General features: G+C 68.0%; 18 protein-coding genes and 1 riboswitch. Of the genes, 5 read left to right on the top strand and 13 right to left on the bottom strand.

What is annotated here, in order from left to right:
• Window positions 1-46: 46 nt before the first annotated feature.
• A complete protein-coding gene (gene trxA, locus VGN82_RS01495) occupies window positions 47-367 on the top strand; it encodes a thioredoxin (RefSeq protein ID WP_327525211.1) in 321 nt (106 codons plus the stop codon).
• A gap of 83 nt (window positions 368-450) precedes the next feature.
• On the opposite strand, the gene VGN82_RS01490 is transcribed toward trxA, so the two are convergent.
• On the bottom strand, window positions 451-852 hold the full coding sequence (locus VGN82_RS01490; protein ID WP_327525210.1) for a DoxX family protein: 402 nt from the start codon (window positions 850-852) through the stop codon (window positions 451-453).
• Between the two features lie 301 nt (window positions 853-1,153).
• Between VGN82_RS01490 and VGN82_RS01485 the strand changes: the two genes are divergently transcribed.
• Window positions 1,154-3,295, top strand: coding sequence for a transglycosylase domain-containing protein (locus VGN82_RS01485; RefSeq protein WP_414644171.1), 2,142 nt, complete (start codon window positions 1,154-1,156; stop codon window positions 3,293-3,295).
• A 153-nt stretch (window positions 3,296-3,448) separates the two neighbouring features.
• On the opposite strand, the gene VGN82_RS01480 is transcribed toward VGN82_RS01485, so the two are convergent.
• From VGN82_RS01480 to VGN82_RS01450, 7 genes are all read right to left on the bottom strand, one after another.
• Entirely contained in the window at window positions 3,449-4,645 is a 1,197-nt protein-coding gene (locus VGN82_RS01480; protein WP_327525209.1) for a multidrug effflux MFS transporter, read from the bottom strand.
• A gap of 62 nt (window positions 4,646-4,707) precedes the next feature.
• Window positions 4,708-5,448, bottom strand: coding sequence for a M48 family metallopeptidase (locus tag VGN82_RS01475; protein ID WP_327525208.1), 741 nt, complete (start codon window positions 5,446-5,448; stop codon window positions 4,708-4,710).
• A 65-nt stretch (window positions 5,449-5,513) separates the two neighbouring features.
• On the bottom strand, window positions 5,514-6,254 hold the full coding sequence (locus VGN82_RS01470; protein WP_327525207.1) for a hydroxyethylthiazole kinase: 741 nt from the start codon (window positions 6,252-6,254) through the stop codon (window positions 5,514-5,516).
• A complete protein-coding gene (thiC, locus tag VGN82_RS01465; RefSeq protein WP_327525206.1) occupies window positions 6,251-8,143 on the bottom strand; it encodes a phosphomethylpyrimidine synthase ThiC in 1,893 nt (630 codons plus the stop codon). The genes VGN82_RS01470 and thiC overlap by 4 nt, the downstream gene beginning before the upstream one ends.
• Before the next feature lie 77 nt (window positions 8,144-8,220).
• Window positions 8,221-8,324: riboswitch (TPP riboswitch) on the bottom strand.
• A 37-nt stretch (window positions 8,325-8,361) separates the two neighbouring features.
• Complete coding sequence (locus tag VGN82_RS01460) at window positions 8,362-8,559, bottom strand: hypothetical protein (protein WP_327525205.1); 198 nt, start codon at window positions 8,557-8,559, stop codon at window positions 8,362-8,364.
• A gap of 75 nt (window positions 8,560-8,634) precedes the next feature.
• Entirely contained in the window at window positions 8,635-9,021 is a 387-nt protein-coding gene (locus tag VGN82_RS01455; protein ID WP_327525204.1) for a hypothetical protein, read from the bottom strand.
• A gap of 52 nt (window positions 9,022-9,073) precedes the next feature.
• Window positions 9,074-10,117, bottom strand: coding sequence for an OmpA family protein (locus tag VGN82_RS01450; RefSeq protein WP_327525203.1), 1,044 nt, complete (start codon window positions 10,115-10,117; stop codon window positions 9,074-9,076).
• A gap of 1,224 nt (window positions 10,118-11,341) precedes the next feature.
• Between VGN82_RS01450 and VGN82_RS01445 the strand changes: the two genes are divergently transcribed.
• Complete coding sequence (locus VGN82_RS01445) at window positions 11,342-11,716, top strand: DUF1127 domain-containing protein (protein ID WP_327525202.1); 375 nt, start codon at window positions 11,342-11,344, stop codon at window positions 11,714-11,716.
• 62 nt (window positions 11,717-11,778) lie between these two features.
• Here VGN82_RS01445 and VGN82_RS01440 read toward each other — a convergent pair whose 3' ends face one another.
• The 5 genes from VGN82_RS01440 to VGN82_RS01420 all read right to left on the bottom strand — a co-directional run bounded on the left by VGN82_RS01440 (window position 11,779) and on the right by VGN82_RS01420 (window position 17,115).
• The gene (locus VGN82_RS01440) at window positions 11,779-12,705 is read right to left on the bottom strand and encodes a polysaccharide deacetylase family protein (RefSeq protein ID WP_327525201.1); all 927 of its coding nucleotides are present in this window, start codon (window positions 12,703-12,705) and stop codon (window positions 11,779-11,781) included.
• A gap of 76 nt (window positions 12,706-12,781) precedes the next feature.
• Window positions 12,782-14,491, bottom strand: coding sequence for an ABC transporter ATP-binding protein (locus VGN82_RS01435; protein ID WP_327525200.1), 1,710 nt, complete (start codon window positions 14,489-14,491; stop codon window positions 12,782-12,784).
• Window positions 14,488-15,414 carry an ABC transporter permease gene (locus VGN82_RS01430; RefSeq protein ID WP_327525199.1) on the bottom strand — a complete coding sequence of 309 codons (927 nt, stop codon included), beginning with the start codon at window positions 15,412-15,414 and terminating at the stop codon, window positions 14,488-14,490. The genes VGN82_RS01435 and VGN82_RS01430 overlap by 4 nt, the downstream gene beginning before the upstream one ends.
• A complete protein-coding gene (locus tag VGN82_RS01425) occupies window positions 15,411-16,385 on the bottom strand; it encodes an ABC transporter permease (RefSeq protein ID WP_327525198.1) in 975 nt (324 codons plus the stop codon). Before VGN82_RS01425 ends, VGN82_RS01430 begins: the two co-directional genes overlap by 4 nt.
• Before the next feature lie 28 nt (window positions 16,386-16,413).
• Window positions 16,414-17,115, bottom strand: coding sequence for a creatininase family protein (locus VGN82_RS01420; RefSeq protein WP_327525197.1), 702 nt, complete (start codon window positions 17,113-17,115; stop codon window positions 16,414-16,416).
• A gap of 183 nt (window positions 17,116-17,298) precedes the next feature.
• Here VGN82_RS01420 and VGN82_RS01415 point away from each other — a divergent pair, with 183 nt between their 5' ends.
• Complete coding sequence (locus VGN82_RS01415) at window positions 17,299-17,850, top strand: MarR family winged helix-turn-helix transcriptional regulator (protein WP_327525196.1); 552 nt, start codon at window positions 17,299-17,301, stop codon at window positions 17,848-17,850.
• Window positions 17,847-19,439, top strand: a complete 1,593-nt coding sequence (locus VGN82_RS01410) for an ABC transporter substrate-binding protein (protein ID WP_327525195.1) — start codon at window positions 17,847-17,849, stop codon at window positions 19,437-19,439. Before VGN82_RS01415 ends, VGN82_RS01410 begins: the two co-directional genes overlap by 4 nt.
• The last annotated feature ends 123 nt before the right edge of the window (window positions 19,440-19,562 follow it).

The raw sequence follows: 19,562 nt of genomic DNA, 5'->3' as shown, positions 1-19,562 counted from the left end.
CGGCGAAGGCGGCGCTGCCGCCACACATCATGAAAGGCGAGATGCCATGGCGACGAGCAAGGTGACCGATGCGAGCTTCGAGGCCGATGTCCTCAAGTCGAGCGAACCGGTCGTGGTCGATTTCTGGGCCGAATGGTGCGGCCCCTGCCGCATGATCGGACCGGCGCTCGAGGAGATCGCCGGCGAGATGAACGGCAAGGTCAAGATCGTGAAGATGAATGTCGACGAGAACCAGGCGATTCCCGCCCAGTTCGGCATCCGCTCGATCCCGACCCTGATGCTGTTCAAGGACGGCAAGCTGGCCTCGCAGAAGGTCGGCGCCGCGCCGAAGAGCGACCTGTCGCGCTGGATCTCGGCCTCGGTCTGAAGTCGGCAATAGCGCTGCAATGAAAAGGCCCGCCATCCCCAGGGATGGCGGGCCTTTCTCTTTTCGGTCGCTGCGGCCTGGCGTCAGGCGCGGCGCCGGAGACCGTCCACGCTGAAGGCGCCCGGGCCCGCTGCGAAGATGTAGAGGAAGATGAAGCAGAACAGCATCGCGGCCTCGCCGCCGTTCAGCAGGGGATAGAAGCCCTTCGAGCCATGCGCCATCCAGTAGGCGACGGCCATCAGGCCGGAGAGGATGAAGGCGGCCGGGCGCGTCATGAAGCCGACCAGCACGAGCGCGCCGCCGATGATCTCGATCCAGCCGGCCGTCCAGGGCAGCGAGAAGGCGGCGGGCATGCCCCAGGAGGGCGCCGCCGGGAAGGCGAAGATCTTCTGCGTGCCATGCGAGATGAAGCTGAGGGCCGAGAATATCCGCAGCAGTGCCAGGAAGTAGGGATCGAAGCGCTTGACGGAATCGAGGGCGGACATGGGTCTCTCTTTCGGATGCAGATTGCGGGTTGGAACGATTCTACGGTGTCGGGCCGGGATTTCCTGGCGTTTCCACTTGCTCTGGCTTTTCAAGCCTGATGGCGGATTGTCGCAGGCTTCGCAATACGAGGACGCGACAGAAGAGCGCTTGCAGGAATGCAACATCTTCACGTTGCCGCGACCATTTCCATCTGATCGGCCGCGCCAGGCTTAACCACCCCTTAAAAGCGCCATGTTTCACTCATGTGTGGAGCTTTGCCGCACCGACCGGAAACAGCGGCGTGTGGCGTGACGAATCAGGATGAGCGACCGGATGGGACGGGGCGAGTGGCGCGAGCCCTCATTCGAACAGGGACGGGGCAACAGCCGCGACGATTTCGACATGCGCCTCTCGGACGATGATCGCACCCTGCGCGGACAGCGCGCGGCGCCGCGCAAGGAACCGCGCACCCCACCCCGCCGCGACAAGCGCAGCGGTGGCGGCCGCAGGCGCGGACGCAAGGGCCGTTCGTTCCTCGGTGGGTTGTTCTACTGGACGCTGGTGCTCGGGCTGTGGTGCGCCATCGGCGTCGGCGGGCTCGTCGCCTATCACGCCGCGCAATTGCCGCCGATCAACCAGCTCACCGTGCCGAAGCGGCCGCCGAACATCGCGATCCTGGCGGCAGACGGCTCGCTTCTGGCCAATCGCGGCGAAACCGGCGGGCGCACCATCACCATCGGTGAGATCCCGCCCTATCTGCCCAAGGCCTTCGTCGCGATCGAGGACCGGCGCTTCTACGAGCATTTCGGCATCGACCCGATCGGCCTGACCCGCGCCGTGGTCAACAACCTGCGCCGCAGCGGCGGCGTCCAGGGCGGCTCGACGCTGACCCAGCAGCTCGCCAAGAACCTGTTCCTGACGCAGGAGCGCACCGCCGCGCGCAAGATCCAGGAAGCCATCCTGGCGCTCTGGCTGGAGCGGACCTATTCCAAGGACCAGATCCTCGAGCTCTATCTCAACCGGGTCTATTTCGGTTCCGGCGCCTATGGCGTCGAGGCTGCCGCCCAGCGCTACTTCAACAAGTCGGCGCGCTCGGTCACGATCGCCGAGGCGGCGATGCTCGCCGGGCTCGTGCAGGCACCCTCGCGGCTGGCACCGAACCGCAACCCCGAAGCGGCCGAGAAGCGCGCCCAGCTCGTGATCGCGGCGATGGCCGAGCAGGGGCTGATCTCGCAGGCCTCGGCCAAGACGGCGCTGGTCGCCCCCGCCGAAGCGACGGAGCGCATCGGCGCCGGCTCGGTGAACTACGCCGCCGACTATGTGATGGATGTGCTCGACGACTTCATCGGCGCGGTCGAGGGTGATGTGACCGTGCTGACCACGATCGACACCAAGCTGCAGGCCTCCGCCGAGACGATCCTGGTCGAGGCGTTGGCCGCGCAGGGCGCCAAGCTCCACGCCGGCCAGGGCGCGGTGGTCTCGATGGCGCCGGACGGCGCGCTGCGTGCGCTGATCGGCGGCCGCGACTACACCAAGAGCCAGTTCAACCGTGCGACCGCGGCCAGGCGCCAGCCGGGCTCGGCCTTCAAGCCCTTCGTCTATCTCGCCGCGCTCGAGCAGGGCATGACGCCGGACACGATCCGCGAGGATTCCCCCGTCACGATCAAGGGCTGGACGCCGGAGAACAACAGCCGGACCTATCGCGGCCCGGTGACGCTGCAGACCGCCTTCGCCCATTCGCTCAACACCGTCCCGGTGAAGCTGAACCAGGAGGTCACGCCGCGCGAATCCGTGCGGGTCGCGCAGCGGCTCGGCATCTCCTCGGCACTGCAGGCCAATCCCTCGCTGGCGCTCGGAACCTCCGAGGTCACCCCGGTCGAGTTGACCACAGCCTATGCCACCTTCGCCAATGGCGGCCAGGCTGTGCTGCCCTATGTCATCCGCGAGGTGAAGTCGCTGTCGGGCAAGGTCATCTATGCGCGTAAGGGCGCCGGCTTCGGCACGGTGGTTCAGCCGCAGACCCTCTCGATGATGAACGCCATGTTCCACGAGGTCATGACCAGCGGTACCGGCAGCAAGGCCAACATTGCCGGCTGGGAGGTCGGCGGGAAATCCGGCACCACGCAGGATTTCCGTGATGCCTGGTTCGTCGGCTTCACGGCGCGACTGGTGACGGCCGTCTGGGTCGGCAATGACGACAACAGCACGATGAAGCGTGTCTTCGGCAGTGGCTTGCCCGCCGAGATCTGGGCCAAGTACATGCGCGCCGCCCATGCCGGCATGCAGCCGGCACCGTTGCCTGGCGGCCTCTGGCACGGCGCACCGAAGTCTATCTTCGATGGTGGCGCACCCGTCGCCGGCATGCGACCGCCCGCCAATACGCAGACCGCGGAGGGCGACCGTGCCTGGGTGCAGCCGGCGCCGCAGCAGAAGAACCTCCTGGAGCGCCTGTTCGGCGGGTAGAGCAGGCTTCGGCACGCATCTCCTCAGCCCTCATCCCGAGGAGCCGCGCAGCGGCGTCTCGAAGGATGTTTCAGGCGGTTCCGGAGCTTTCTGGAGCATCCTTCGAGACGGCCTGCGGACCGTTTCAGGGTGAAGGCTGGGGGAGTACTGGTCTCAGACCTTCGCCGCCCTGATCCGCACCGTCGCGTGAAACAGCACGAGCGCCGTGACCCCGATCGCCGCGACCACCAGAGGCAGCGGCAGCGCCCCGCTTTTCAGCGCATGGCCGACCAGAAGCCCGACGCAGGCCGAGAACAGCATCTGGCAAAGCCCGGTGAAGGAGGAGGCCGCGCCGGCGCGGTCCGGGAAGGGCATCATCGCCGAGGCCTGGGATTGCGGCATGGTCAGGCCGACACCGCAAATATAGATCGCCATCGGCACGACGACGCCAAAGGGACCGCCGAAGCCCGTCAACACGCAGATCAGCATGGCCAGCCCGCCCGCGGCCAGGCAGCGCACGCCGAGCGCGATGACAGCGTCCATGCCGCGCCGTGCGACGAGACGCTGCGCAATGATCGTGCCGAGGATGAAGCCGAGCACGCAGAAGGCGAAGGACAGGCCGTACTGCACCGGCGTGAGGCCATGGATGCCGATCAGGACGAAGGACGAGCCTGAGATGAAGGCGAAGAGCCCACCATAGGCGAGCGCGGTCAGCGCGACATAGACGCGGAACGCCCGGTTCGCGAGCAGCGTGCCGAAGCCGCGGAGGATGGCGAGGAAGGACAGCGGTTCGCGCGAGCGGCTCCGCACCGTTTCCGGCAAAAGGAAGATCACCACCGCGGCCAGCCCCGCGGCAAAGACGAGCGAAGCGATGAAGGTCGAGCGCCAGCCGAAGGCCTGCTGCAGCACGCCGCCGAGGACCGGCGCAACCGCTGGCACCAGCCCCATGATCATGCCCATGCGGGCGAGTTCCTGGCCGGCGCGCGGCCCCTCGTAGAGGTCGCGCACCATGGCGCGGCCGAGCACGATCGGCCCGGAGGCGCCGAGCGCCTGTACGGCGCGGGCGGCGGTGAGCGCGCCGATCGAAGGCGCGAAGGCGCAGGCGAGCGTCGCCAAGACGAAGATGCCGAGGCCGGTCAGCAGCACCGGCTTGCGGCCGAGCCTGTCCGAGAGCGGCCCCCACAGGATCTGGCCGCCTGCGAAGCCGAACAGGAAGGCCGAGAGCGTTGCCTGCGCACCGGCGATATCGGTCTGCATCACCCGCACGATGTCGGGCAGGGAAGGCAGGTAGAAATCGGTCGAGAGCGGCCCGAGCGCCGTCAGCATGGCGAGGACGGCGGTCATCGCCAGGGTATCGGGGCGCAGCTTCATGGACGGGCGGCCTTGCGTGAACGGCAGCGCTGTCTAGGCCTGAGCAAGCAAGCTGTCGAGGCTCAGCCGTAGGCGTGCAGCCCCGCGCCATGGCGCTTGAGCCAGGCCTCGGCCTCGTCGGTACGCGGGCAAAGCCTGTGCGTCAGTGCCCAGAAACGATGGGAATGGTTCATCTCCTTGAGGTGGGCGACCTCATGGGCGGCGAGATAATCGAGGACCAGCGGCGGAGCGAGGATCAGCCGCCAGGAGAAATTCAGATGCCCCTGCGAGGAGCAGGAGCCCCAGCGGCTTGTGGTGTCGCGGATCGTGATCTTGCGGGCGGGGATGCCGAGCGCGGCCGTATGCCGGCGCACCGCTTCCTCGAGGTCCTGCAGCGCGGCCCGGCGCAGGAAATCCTTGATCCGGCGCGAGACATGGGCGCCCTCGCCCGCCACCGCGAGGATCGGCGCGCCGTCGGGATCGACCGTAGCATGGGTCACGCCACGGGCCTTCGACCAGTGCACGATGCGGTGCGGCGTGCCCCGGAAAGGCACCATCTCACCGGGTTCGAACGGCACGGAGAGCGGGCGCTTGGCGACCCGCGCCGCGATCCAGCCGCCATGGTTCTCGGCGAAGATCCGCCCGGCGGCAAAATCGGCGCGCTCCGGCAAGGTCAGGGTGATTTCGCCGGTCGCCTGCGAAACGCGCAAGGTCATCCGGCGCGCGCTCGAACGCCGCTTCACCGTCACCGGGTAGAGCATGCCGCCATGACGAACCTCGATCCGGTCGGGATCGGGCGTGCGCTTGAACAGGGAGACCCGCATCGAGCTTGGAGTGTGATGGATTCGGGCCCGATGCGGAAGAGCCGCTGGGCCAGAGCACTACGATTTCAGCCCATGCGTGCCCGAAGCGCCACGTCGCCGAGCCCCGCCAGCGAATCGACGAGATGCATCGCGAAGCTGCCGGGTCCAGCGGAGCGCTCGGCAGCGATCTCGCCCGCTATACCATAGGCCGTCAGCGCCGCGCCCGCAGCAAGCACGAGGTCATCCTCGACGGCGCAGCAGGCCGCCACCAGAGCGCTGGAGGCGCAACCGAGCCCCGTGACCTTCGTCATCAACGGGTCGCCATGCGCGATGTCCATCCACCCGCCAGGCCCCTCGATCCGGTCGATCCGCCCGGTGGTCACGCGGGTGGCGCTGGGCGCCAATGCCAACCTTGGTTCAAGTGCCTGCATCTCCGCCGCATTGCCGCGCACGACGATGCCGGGCAGGCGCAGCGCCTCCTCGGCCAGGCGCATGCGCAAGGGCGAAAGCTCCACGAAGACAGGATCGAGCACCAGCGGCTTGCGGTGCTCGCGCGCGACCTCCAGCAGCCTCGGCACGGCGCGCTCGCCCTCCAGGCTGAGCGTGCCGAGATTGATCAGGATCGCGCCGGCGCCGGCCGCCACGGCCGCGACCTCGTCGGGATGGCTTGCCATCGAGGGAACCGCGCCGAAGGCGAGCAGCATGTTGGCGGTGATGTTCTGCGCCACCGTGTTCGTCAGGCAATGGATGCGCGGGCGGCGCTCGGCCACCCGCGCGATGACGCCTGCGACCGTCGCGGCGTCGAGGCTGTGCTGAAGGGCGTTCATTCCGCCGCAGGTAGATAGATGCTGCCGCCCTTGTCGAGGAATTCCTGCGACTTCGCCGCCATACCTTCGGCAGCCATGGCTTCGAGACTGGCGCGCTCGTTGTCGCTCATCGCCAGAACCTCGGCCCGCAGGTCCTGCGTGATCTTCATCGAGCAGAATTTCGGCCCGCACATCGAGCAGAAATGCGCGACCTTGTGGGCGTCCTTCGGCAGCGTTTCGTCATGGAACTCGCGCGCCGTGTCGGGGTCGAGCGCCAGGTTGAACTGGTCCTCCCAGCGGAAGTCGAAACGGGCGCGGGAGAGCGCATCGTCCCGGATCTTCGCGGCCGGATGGCCCTTGGCGAGATCGGCGGCATGGGCGGCGATGCGATAGGTGATGACGCCGGTCTTGACGTCGTCGCGGTCGGGCAGACCCAGATGCTCCTTCGGCGTGACGTAGCAGAGCATGGCGCAGCCATACCAGCCGATCATCGCCGCGCCGATGCCCGAGGTGATGTGGTCGTAGCCCGGCGCGATGTCGGTCGTAAGCGGTCCGAGGGTGTAGAACGGCGCCTCGCCGCATTCGCGCAGCTGCTTGTCCATGTTCTCCTTGATCTTGTGCATCGGCACATGGCCGGGGCCCTCGATCATGACCTGGCAGCCCTTGTCCCAGGCGATCTTGGTGAGTTCGCCCAGCGTCTCCAGCTCGGCGAACTGGGCGCGGTCATTGGCATCGGCGATCGAGCCCGGACGCAGGCCGTCGCCCAGCGAGAACGAAACGTCGTAGCGGCGCATGATCTCGCAGATCTCGTCGAAACGCTCGTAGAGGAAGCTTTCGCGGTGATGGGCGAGGCACCAGCGCGCCATGATCGAGCCGCCGCGCGAGACGATGCCGGTGACGCGATTGGCCGTCAGCGGGACGTAAGGCAGGCGCACGCCGGCATGGATGGTGAAATAGTCGACGCCCTGCTCGGCCTGCTCGATCAGCGTGTCCTTGAACACCTCCCAGTCGAGCTTGATCGGATCGCCGCCGACCTTCTCCAGCGCCTGATAGATCGGCACGGTGCCGATCGGCACAGGCGAGTTTCTGAGTATCCAGGAACGGATGTTGTGGATGTTGCGGCCGGTGGAGAGGTCCATCACCGTGTCGGCGCCCCAGCGGATCGCCCAGACCAGCTTCTCGACCTCCTCGGCCGCGCCGGAGGTGACGGCCGAATTGCCGATATTGGCGTTGATCTTGACCAGGAAGTTGCGGCCGATCGCCATCGGCTCCAGTTCCGGGTGGTTGATGTTGGCGGGGATGATGGCGCGCCCGCGTGCAATCTCATCGCGGACGAATTCCGGCGTCACGAACTCCGGCACGCTCGCGCCGAAACTCTCGCCGTCGGCATGGCGCTCCCTGGCGCCCTCCAGCAGGGCGGCGCGGCCGAGATTCTCCCGATGCGCGACATAGATCATCTCGGGCGTGACGATGCCGGCGCGGGCGAACTCGTACTGCGTCGTCATCTGGCCGGGCTGCGCCTGCAACACCGGGCGCTCGGCCGGGCAGGCCGGCACGAGATGATCCGGCGAGATGTTGCCATTGTCGGCCGCCGTCACCGCACGGCCCGGCACGCTGTCGAAGCCGCGGGCAGCGAGCCAGTCGCGCCGGAGCTGCGGCAGGCCGGCATTCAGATCGACCTTCGCGTCGCTCTCGGTATAGGGGCCGGAAGGGTCGTAGATGCGCACCGGCGGCTCGGCATCGGTCGAGAGCCGGACCTCGCGGAACGGCACCCGGATCGAGGCGTCCTGGGGCGTCGGGACATAGATCTTGCGCGAGCCGATGATCGGCCCGGTGGTGACGCCGGTCGGCGCGCCGAAATTGCGCGCGGTGTCGCTATTGCGTTTGGGGGGCTTGGCGTGGGTGTTCATAGGGATCTCCGCCTTGGTTCAAGGTTCAGGAGATCCGGCGTCGAAGCGGTTCAAGCGCTGTGATGCGGACGCAGCCGGGCTGCGTCGCGTTCCAGTCCCTCCGCCGGTATGACCCGGATCAGGTTCGATGGGTTCGGCCTTACGGCCATCTCAGCTCTTGCGAGCACCCCTCGGAACGATCGCGAGGTTAGGCGGATGGACGGCGATGCGCAACCGCCTCAGACGGTGACGTCGACCGACTGGCCCTGCCCTGGCGGCAGGGTCGCCTGCATCTGGTCGGCGCTCTGCTGCAGCAGGGTGACGACGGCCTGATCGGAGGCCGCCTGCTGCCGCAGCATCTCGGTCTGCAGGGCCTGCTGCGTGGCGCTGGCCTGCATGGCTGCGAAGCTCTGCGCGATGGCGAGGGTGTCACTCATGAAGGCGCCTCCTGCCGCAGCCATAGGCGCAGAAGCTTGACCGATCGTGAACCGCCGCCGGCGAAGGCTAAGCTGTCAGGGGCGCGCGGGGGCCATGATCGACGGGACGGCGCGCGGCATCGGCACCTCGCGATCCAGACGATGAGCCACCGCCATGGGCTGGCGCCGCTCGACGCCGTCGCGCGCGGCGACACTGCTGCGCAAGGCAGCTTCGGGATTGAGCGTGGGCGCGGCGCTGGCGAGCTTGAGATCGAAGGGGCGCGGCGGCGGCAGCGGCGCAAGCATCATGGTCTGGGCGTTTGCGGCGATCGGGGCGATGGTCGTTCCGGCGAGGATCAGGCCGGCCGAGACGCTGGTTCGAATCTGCATCGATGGACTCCCTGCATTCCGTTGCACGGCCTCGAACGGGCCTTTGCAGGAGAAACGACGCGAACCGCGCGCAAGTTCCAGCAGGGCATACAAGAAGGCCGCCTCGCGGCGGCCTTCGTCGGTTTCGAATGGCGAGCGCCTCCGATCAGCCGCCCTGCCCCGCCAGCAGCGGCGTGATGCGCCGGAGCGTCACGCGCCGGTTTTGGCGCTCTGCGTCCTGGGTCGCGACCTTGAGGTACTGCTCGCCATAACCCTGCGTCGTCAGGTTTTCCGGCGGCACGCCGAAATCCTTGGTCAGGATCTCCGCGACCGACTGGGCCCGCCGGTCCGAGAGCGACAGGTTGTCGATGTCGGAGCCGACGGCATCGGTGTGGCCCTCGACGAGGAAGACCTCGTTGGGCGAGCGCTGCAGCGCCCTGCGCATCGACTCCGCGATGACCGAGAGCCGCTGCGCCTGGCCGGGTGCGACATCCCAGGAGCCGGTCTCGAAGGTGACCGTGTCGATGTCGACACTGCGCATCCGGGCCCGCAGGTCCGGCGAGTAGCGGACCTCGTCCAGCGTGTAGCGGCGCGGCAGCGGTGCGATCGGCGGGGCGATGATCGTCTCGTAGATCAGGTTCTCATCGGCCCGGTCGGCATCGACGATGTAGCGCTCGCGCGGGATGCGCAGGTCCGGCCGCTCCAGCACGACGACCTCGTCGGCGAAGCGACCCGGGCGGTCGCGCAGCGTGTTGTCGATGATGACGACCTCGCGCCCGTCGCGATCGAACCGGGTACGCCGGATCAGGCGGCCCTGCTCGTCCGTGACGGTCACGACCCGCGTGCCGTCGGGGCGGTCGTAGACCGTTCGCGTTTCGCCGTTTCCGCGTTCGGTCCGGCCCTGCCAGCCGAGGTCGCGGAAGCGCTCTGTCTCGTCGCGACGGATGATCGCCCTGCCGTCATCGTCCCGCAGGATGGTGCGGCCGGGCTCGCGGATGATGGTGACATCGCCTTCGCGGCGCTCCTCGCGCCGGCCCCGGACATCGTCTAGCCGGTCCGCGCCCTGCGTCGCCATGATGCCGCCGATGACGCCGGCACCGATGCCGATCGCCGCGGCACCGCCGAGCCCGATCCCGCCGCGACGCCCCTGACGCTGGTCGACAGCCGGAGGCTGGCCGGGTGTGGGCGGCTGGCCCGGAGCCGGAGCCACGCCGGCCGCAGGCGGCTGCGCGGGCGCGGCACCCGGCGCTGCCGGCGGTGCGACCTGGGTCTGGCCGGGGCGCGGCTGGCCATCACGCGGCGGAGGTGGTGTGCCGGGCGCCCTTCCGGACGGCGGGGCGGCGGGCGCGGCCTGGGGAGCCGGCGGCGCGGCTGAGGGCTGCGCCGGTGCAGCGGGCGCGGCCGGCGGGGCGGCCTGCGACGGTGCCGTGGGCGCCGGAGCCGACTGTGTCTGTGGCGGCGTCCGCGGCGCGGCCGGAGCGCCCGGCTGAGCCGGGGCCTGCTGCGGAGCCGCAGCGGGTGGCGTCGGCGCGGCTGGCGCGGGCGCCGGCAGCGGCGCACGCTGGGCCGGCGCGGCGGCCGGAGGCGTAGGCCGGGCCGGTTCGGCAGCCGGGGAACGCGGCGGGGTCGGGCGGGTTGCAGGCACATCGGCCGCCGGCGGCACGGGCACAGGGCGCGCCGAGGGCTGGCCAGGCGCGGGAGCGGCCGGAGCGGTGATCGGCGGCGCCGCGCGCGGCATCGGCGGCTCCCGCCGCGGCTCGGGCGCAGCTTGTGGCGGCGCGGCCCGAGGCGGTGCTGCCTGGGACGGAGTGGCTTGCGGCGGAGCTACCTGCGCCGGCGCAGGCGGCCTCGGCGCGGCGGGTGGAGCCGCCGAGGGAGCGGGAGGAGCGGCCGGGCGCTGCACCGCTGGCGGGGGGCTGGCGGGTGCCGGGCCGCGCGGACCGCCGCGCTCCGGCGCCTCGGGAGCCCCCGGCGCGCGCGGTTGACCGGGTGGCCGCTCGCGGCGCTGGCCCGGCTGGCGGGGATCGTCATCGGCCGCAGGCGGCGCCTGGGCAATCTCGAAAGAGGGGGGAAGCGTGGTCGCAGGAGCCGCGAAACCGCCCTGCGACAGGGCCACGGCGGGAAGGATGGTACCGACCAGAAGCCAGCTCTTGGTACGCGTCATGAGTTCCGTTTTCCAGTTCAACTGCGGACGAGAACACGCCGGATGCGCTGAACCCGTCCTGAACCAAAAACGGCGAAAATCGGACCTTGTTCCGGCCAAAATGCCGTCGGCACCACTGCTTTCCGTATCGTCGGGCCACCGCGTGCAACGTCCCGCACCGCTCTTTTCGTCTGTCCCGCGGGGAACAGCCGTGCCATCGGCGAGACCCTAAACCGTCCTCCGACCGCGACGCCTCATCCCGGGGCGCGGGTCGTTCCGAGGACCACAATCATGTACGCATTCAGACAAGAGAGCTTCACGGGCTGCACCGGGCCGGGGCGGCAGATGTGCGAAGTCCGGCCCGCTAGCCGAACCCTCTTCCCCACCCTCCCGACAACGGCCGCACCAGCTCCTGCCCAACCCGGCGGCCAGCCTCGCATCGAGGCCTCTCGACCGTCCGGCGCCGACGATGCCGGATCTGGGCGCTCCTGGCTCGCCAGGATCAACGTAGCCATCGCCGGCTTCCGCGAACGGGCCGCCGAACGGCGGCGCAACCGCCAGATCGACCTCGAACTGTCTCGGCTCGACAACCGCACACTCAGGGACATCGGTCTCAGCCGGACCGAGATCGAGGCCGCCGCCAGCGAGCAGCGCGGCGGACGCTGAGGCGGCAGCCCCGATCAGCATGCCGCGTCGACTTGCTCCCGATCTCGACGCGGCATCGCCGTTCAGATCCCCGCCTGATCCTTCACATAACCCGCGATCTCGGCATGGCTGGCGAACCAGACATCCGGCATCTCCTTGATGTGCGCGATCAGCTTCTCGAGGATCCAGATGCGCGAGCGGTAGGTGATGACATGCGGGTGCATGGTGAGCAGGAACAGCCCGCCCTCGGCATAGGCGCGGTCGAACTCGCGCCGGAAGATGTCGAACACGGCCTCGGGCGGCGTGTAGGGTCGCAGCGCCTGGAAGCGGTTCATGTTGAAATAGACCGCGTCGTCGCGGATCCACTCGACCGGCAATTCGACCATGCCGGTCGCCTCGCCCTTCTCGACGATCTCATAGGGGTCATCGTCGGCGAAGAGCGAGGAATCGTAGAGCAGGCCGAGCTCGCGCTCGACCGAGAGCGTCACCTCCGAGAAATCCCAGGACGGCGTGCGCATGCCGACGGGGCGGACGCCCGTGACCTTCTCCAGCGTGTCGGCGGAACGCAGATGCAGCTCGCGCTCGGCATCCGGCGGGACGGCGGTGTTGACCTCGTGGATCCAGCCATGGAGGCCGATCTCATGCCCTTCCGCGATGACCCGGCGCTGTTCGTCGGGATAGAGCAGAGCGGTCACGGCCGGCACGAAGAAGGTCGCCTGGATGTCCTCCTTCTTCATGAGATCGAGGATGCGCGGCATGCCGACGCGGTTGCCATACTGCCCCCAGGAGAGCCGCCCGACCGACGTGCCGCCATCGCGCAATTCGTTGGTCTCGTGGTCGACGTCGAAGGACAGCGCGACAGCGCAGCGGGCGCCGTTCTTCCACTTGGCCGGCTTGAGGTTGCGGCCGGCGCGGACGCGATCGACCTTGGCGCGCCAGGTCTCTTCCGGCCACTGCCAGGGAAGGAGTTCGGGTTCGGACATGATGGTCTCCTTGGTCAAGCTCGTCATGCCCGGGCTCGACCCGGGCATCTGTGGCAGGAGATTCCCGGGTCTGCGCTCCGCTTCTCCCGAGAATGACGACGCGCTACGGCGAAGCCACTGGCAACACTGGCACCGCTGCCAGCAGCCGCTTCGTATAGGCGTCGCGGGGGTTTTCGTAGACCTCGCCGGCCGGGCCGCTCTCGACGATCTTGCCGCGATGCATGATCGCGACGCGGTCGCAGAGATGGCGCACCACCGAGAGATCGTGGGAAATAAACAGCAGCGTCAGGCCGAGCTCCTGCCGCAGCCGGATCAGCAGATTGATGATCTGGGCCTGGATCGAAACGTCGAGAGACGCAACCGGCTCATCGCAGACCACGACGTCGGGCTGCATCGCGAGCGCGCGGGCGATCGCGACACGCTGGCGCTGGCCGCCGGAGAACTGGTGCGGGTAGCGGCCGGCAAAGGCGGGGTCTAGCCCGACCGCGGCGAGCCATTGGGCGACATAGGGCCCGGCTTCTGCCCGGCTGACGAGGTCATGGGCGAGCGGGCCCTCCGCGATGCTGTCGCCGATCCGCATGCGCGGATTCAGCGAGGCGAAGGGGTCCTGGAAGATCGTCTGGATGCGCGTCGTGATCTTGTGGGCGCGCTCGCCCTCGCTCATCACGCGTTCGCCATCGAGCAGGACATGGCCGCTGTCAGGCGCATAGATGCCGGCGACCATCCGCCCGAGCGTCGACTTGCCACTGCCGGATTCGCCGACCAACCCAAGCGCCTCGCCGCGCGACAGCGACAGGCTGACGGCATCCACCGCCTGCACCACCGGCAGCGGCCGGGCAATGCCGAGCCTCTGCCCCAACAGGCGCAGGACGCCCGACTTGCGCTGGAAGCGCTTGCCGACAGCGTCGACCACCACATAGGGGACGCCCGCAGCGGACTTCCGCGCCTCTTCCTCCCTCGCAGCACGCGGAGGCGGCGCCGCATCCGTGCCGGCACCACGAGCGAGCAAGGCGCCCGGCTTCGCCCGTGACGGCAGCGCGTCGAGCAGCCCTTGCGTATAGGGATGCTGCGGCCGGGTCAGCACATCGAGCACCGGCCCGGCCTCGACGATCTTGCCGTAGCGCATGACGCAGACATGGTCTGCGATCGAGGCGACCGTCGCGAGATCGTGGCTGATCCAGATCAGGGCGGTGCCGAGCTCGGCGACCAGCTCCTTCATCTCGGCCAGGATCTCGGCCTGAATCGAGACGTCGAGCGCGGTGGTCGGCTCGTCGCAAATGATCAGCTTCGGCCGGTGCAGCAGCGCAATCGCGATCGCGACGCGCTGGCGCATGCCGCCGGAGAACTGGTGCGGGTAGAAATCGACCTTGGTCTCCGGCTCGGGGATGCGAACCTGGGCCAGCGCTGCGATCGCGCGGCTGCGGCGTTCGGCTGCCGAGACGGTCTCATGCGCCTCCAGCGCCAGCCCGATCTGGGCACCGATGGTCAGCATCGGGTTCAGCGTCATCATCGGGTCCTGGAAGACCATCGAGATGCTCTTGCCGCGAATGGCGCGCAGCTCAGCCGGCGGCAGGCCGACGAGCTCGCGCCCTTCCAGCTTGATCGAGCCGTGCTCGACGCGGCCGGGCGGATCGATCAGGCCGATAATCGAAAAGCCGGTGATGCTCTTGCCCGAGCCGGACTCGCCGACCAGGCCCATCACCTCGCCACGAGCGAGGCTGAACGAAACACCATCGACCGCCTTCACCACGCCGGCGCGGGCATGGAAATGCGTCGCGAGGTCGATGACCTCCAGGAGAGGCGCCCCGCTCATCGCTTCAGCCTCGGATTGACCTGGTCGCGGATGCGATCGCCGACGAGGTTGATCGCGACGATCAGCATGATCAGCGCGATGCCGGGATAGATCGAGATCCAGTAGCGACCGGAGAGCATGTACTGGAAGCCGTTCGAGATCAGCATGCCGAGAGAGGGCTCGGTGACAGGCAGGCCGACGCCAAGGAAGGAGAGCGTCGCCTCGAGCGCGATGGCGTTCGCCACCTGCACCGTCGCGACCACGATCAGCGGCGGCAGGCAGTTCGGGAAGATGTGCTTCAGCACTACGCGCCAGGCCGGCAAGGGCGTCGAGAGCACGGCCTCGACATAGTCCTTGCCACGTTCGGCCGATGCAGCGCCATGGGCGGTGCGGGCGAAATAGGCATATTGCGCCGCTGCCAGCGCCGCGATGAGTTGGGCCTTGCCCTGCCCCAGCAGCGCGGAAAGGACGAGCGCGAGCAGGATCGCCGGGAAGGCGAGCTGGAGATCGATCACCCGCATGATGAAGGCTTCCCAACGGCCGCCGATATAGGCCGCGCCGACGCCGAGCGTCGCCCCGACGACGAAGGCGAGCGAACCAGCGATCAGCCCCATCTGGAGCGAGATCCGCAGGCCGTAAAGGATGGCCGAGAACAGGTCGCGGCCCTGCGCATCGGTGCCGAGGATGTGGGTGTAGCCCCCCGAGCCGACATAACCCGGTGGGCGGCGGGCGTCGGTCAGGACGAGGTTGGCAAGGTCGTAGGGGTTCTGCGGCGCGACCAGCGGCGCAAAGATCGCGACGCCGAGCATCAGTACGACCACGGCAAGAGCCGCGACCGCGACCTTGCTCTCGCGGAACTCGGCCCAGAAGCGGGCGGCGGGCGAGACCTGCCTCGTCGAAGCGGGCGTCGCAGGAGCGGGCTTGGCTGAGGAGATCTGGCTCATCGCGAACCCGCCCGGCGCAACCGCGGATCGAGCCCGACATAGGCGAGATCGACGAGGAAGTTGATCATGATGAAGACGAAGGAGACGAGCATCAGATAGGCGACCATCACCGGCCGATCGAGCGAGGTGATCGAGTCGATGATCAGCTTGCCGATGCCGGGCCAGGAGAAGATCGTCTCGGTGACCACGGCGAAGGCGAGCGTCGAGGCGAATTCGAGCCCGAAGACGGTGACCAGCGGGATCGCGATCAGCCGCAGCACGTGCCGGCGCAGCACGGTCCATTCGGAGAGGCCAGCGGCGCGGGCGAATTTGACGGTATCCGACAGCATCGCCTCGCGGGTGCCGGCCCGGGCCAGGCGCGTCATCAAGGCGAGCTTGAAGAAGGCGAGGTTGGCGGCCGGCAGCAGCAGATGGCTGAGGCCGTTGGCGGTCAGGAAGCTCCATTCGACGCCGAAGATCGCGATAGTGGCGCCGCGCCCGCCGGCCGGCAGCCATTGCAGCTCGACGGCGAAGGTCAGGATCAGCACCAGCCCGATCCAGAAGGTCGGCACCGAGAAGCCGAGGATCGAGATCGTCATGATCGCCTTGGCGACGAAGCTGTCCGGCCGGTAGCCGGCATAGATGCCGGCGGGAATGCCGATCAGCGCCGCACCGAAGACCGCCGCCAGCGTCAGTTCCAGCGTCGCCGGCAGCCGCGACAGGATCAGGTCGAGCACCGGCATGCCGAAGACGAAGGAACGGCCGAAGTCGCCGTGCAGGATGCGGCCGAGGAAGGTGAAGTACTGGCGCCAGAGCGGCTGGTCGAGCCCGTAGCGCGCGATCGTCTCGAGCCGGATATCCTGGCTGACATCCGGGCCGATCAGCACGTCGATCGGGTTGCCGATGGCGTAGACGCCGACGAAGACCAGCGCCGACATGACGAGCATGACGACGAGAGCCTGTCCCAGCCTGCCGAGGACGTGACCTAACATGGCGTCCCCGGGATGAGCCGCCCCGCCCTCACGGCCAGTTCTCCGTCATGGCGGCGCGCGTCTCCTCGACGCCAACCTGCCAAAGGCTGAGCATCTCGTTGTCGGATCGCTGGTAGCGGCCGTGGAAATTGCCGTCGCCGAGGAGCTCGCGCTTCTTTGACGGGCCGGCAGCCTGATAGGCGGGGGCGTTGAAGGGGGGCTTGAAAGCATCCGGCATCGCGACGCCTTCCAGCCGCGTCCAGGGGAAATTCTCCATCCAGGAGGCATGCGACGCCGCCGGATCGACCGCCTGCACCGCCGCCTGGAAGCGGGGGCCGGCCCACCAGTTGTGCAGCCTGACGCTGGCATCGGGGCGCTTGCCCATCCACTCCGTCGCGAGGGTCATGACCGGGGAATTGCCGCCATGGCCGTTGACCAGGACGATGCGACGAAATCCCGAGCGATAGAACGCCTCGAGCATGTCCTCCATGACGGCGGCATAGGTGCTCATGCGCAGCGAGACGGTGCCTGGATAGGCGGCGAAGCCCGGCGTCATGCCGTAGGCCAGCACGGGGAAGACCGGCAGGCCGAGCGGTTCGGCTGCGTCATTCGCCACCTTCTCGGCCAGGATCGCGTCGGTGGCGAGGCTGAGATAGGCGTGCTGCTCGACACAGCCCAACGGTAGGACACAGCGATCGTCGCGCTTCGCCTGCGCTTCAATCTGCATCCAGTTCATCTCGGCGACGCGCACGGCCTGATCCTTGCTTGGGCATTCTGGCTCGGAGCCATTTTGGCAAATCGCGAGCGACGGCCGGAAAATCGGTTTGCGGGACCGCCGACGCTCGATCATGTTTCTTCCCGGTATCCTTGACTCTGGCATTCCACAGCGTCAAGTTCCATTTGGAACTAAACTGGAAGCAGGGAGGGCCTGGGTATGCGGCATGCGCCGACAGCCCTTTCGCGTGTCGGTCCGGAGCGCGAACAGGCACTGCACGAGCTCGACCCGCTGACCGTCACCAAGCTGTGGGACAATCCCTGCTGGCTGTCCTTCCGACTGAACTTCGTCGCCTTCCGCTTCAACGACCCGGTCTATCGCTGGATCGAGACGCGCTACGGCCTCGTGCGGCCCGAATTCGTCGCGCTCTATGCGGTGGGCCTGCGCGACGGCGTCGCGGCCAAGAACATTGTCGCCTCGTCGGGCCTGCCGAAGAACACGCTCAGCCGCTCGATCCAGCGCCTGCTGCAACGCCGCCTGCTGCGGCGCGAGACCGATCGCGAAGACCTGCGCAGTTTCGTGCTCTACCTGACCGCGCAAGGCCGGGCGATCTTCGAGGAAACCATGCCCCTGATGGTGCAGCAGCAGACAGCCATGCTGTCGGCGCTGACCGAAGCCGAGCAACGCCAGCTTTGCGAGCTGATGGACAAGCTCGTCATCGCCTCCCCGACCTGGCCGACCGATCTCGAAAAAGAGGGAACAGCATCATGACAACGACCCGCATCACAAGCATCGCAGCCTTCGCCCTCTTGCTCGGAGCCTCCGTCTCGACGGCCGCGCTGGCGCAGAACCTGACAATCGGCGTGCGCGCCGGCCCGGATTCGATCGACCCGCATTTCACCGCCACCGGCACCCATGCCGAGGCGCTGAAGCACGTCTTCGACACGCTGACCTGGTCCGGCGACAAGCTGCAGATCGAGCCGCGGCTCGCCACCAGCTGGAAGGCGATCGCCCCCGACGTCTGGGAGTTCAAGCTGCGTCCCGGCGTCAAGTTCCATGACGGATCCGACTTCACCGCCGAGGACGTGAAGTTCTCGATCGAGCGCGTTCCGGTGGTCTCCGGGCCCAATCCGACGACGATCTATGTCCGCCGCGTCAAGGAGGTGAAGATCATCGATCCGCTGACGGTCCACATCGTCACCGACGGCCCGGCGCCGAACCTGCCCAACGACTTCATCCGCCTGTTCATCGTTTCGGCCAAGGCCGCGGCCGGCCTGACCAAGGACAATGCCAACGAGACCTTCAATTCGGGCAAGGCCGCGATCGGCACCGGCCCCTACAAATATGTCTCCTGGACGCCGAAGGACCAGCTCGTGCTCGATCGCTTCGACGGCTACTGGGGCCCGAAGGAGCCCTGGGCCCGGGTGGTGCGCAAGGAGCTGCCGAACGACGCCGCGCGCGTCGCCCAGCTGAAGGCCGGCCAGGTCGACATCATCGTGCGCGCGCCGGCCTCCGACGTCGCGACGCTGAAGCGCGACCCGAAGCTCTCGGTCGCGACGATGGATACCGTCTACGTCTTCAACATGGAGATCGACCTGCGCGACAAGTCCCCGCAGGTCAGCGCCAAGGACGGCTCGCCCCTGCCGAAGAACCCGCTGCAGGATCCACGGGTGCGCGAGGCGATCGATCTCGCCATCGACCGTCCGGCGCTGGTCGAGATCGCGATGGAAGGCCTCGGTGCGCCGGTCAACCAGCTGGTCACCTCGAGCATCGCCGGCTTCAACTCCAGCCTCCCGCCGCTGAAGGTCGACATCGCCAAAGCCAAGAAGCTGCTCGAGGAGGCCGGTTACCCCAACGGCTTCAAGACGACCTTCTCCTTCACCAATGACCGCCTGCCGGGCGACCGTCAGGTCGGCACTTCTGTGGCGCAGATGCTGGCCCGTATCGGCCTCGACGTGACCGCCAACGCCCAGACGGCGGCCGTGTTCTTCCCGGCCCGCACCCGCGCCGAGTACTCGCTCGCCATGTCCGGCTGGGGCACATTGACCGGCGAGGCCAACTACACGCTGTCCTCGGTCGTCCATTCCAACGACCCGGCCAAGAAGCTCGGCGCCTTCAACGTGCTCGGCTACAAGAACGCCGAGCTCGACAAGCTGATCGAGGACGCCGCGGTCGAGCTCGACGAAACCAAGCGCAACAAGCTGCTCTCCGACGCCAATGCCATCGTCGCCAAGGATCGCCCGCGCCTGCCGATCGTCGCTGTGGGCTCGGCCTGGGCCATGCAGAAGGACAAGGTCACGATTGCCCCGCGCGTAGACGAGGACACGCTGGCGATGGACATCAAGCCCGCCAAGAAGTGAGGCTCCGCTAACGCATGGGTGGTCGCGTTCGTTCCGACCACCCATGCCTTCGCTCGTTGCGCGCCATGGCGCAGGCTTGAATGCCCGCCACAAGGGTGGGCATGACGGGCTCGAACAGATCCG

Origin of the sequence: Allobosea sp., assembly GCF_035999205.1 — a bacterium.
In the GTDB taxonomy this organism is placed as follows: Bacteria; Pseudomonadota; Alphaproteobacteria; order Rhizobiales; family Beijerinckiaceae; genus Allobosea.
Note: the sequence above shows the minus strand (reverse complement) of the source record. Positions and strands in the feature narration are given on the sequence as shown.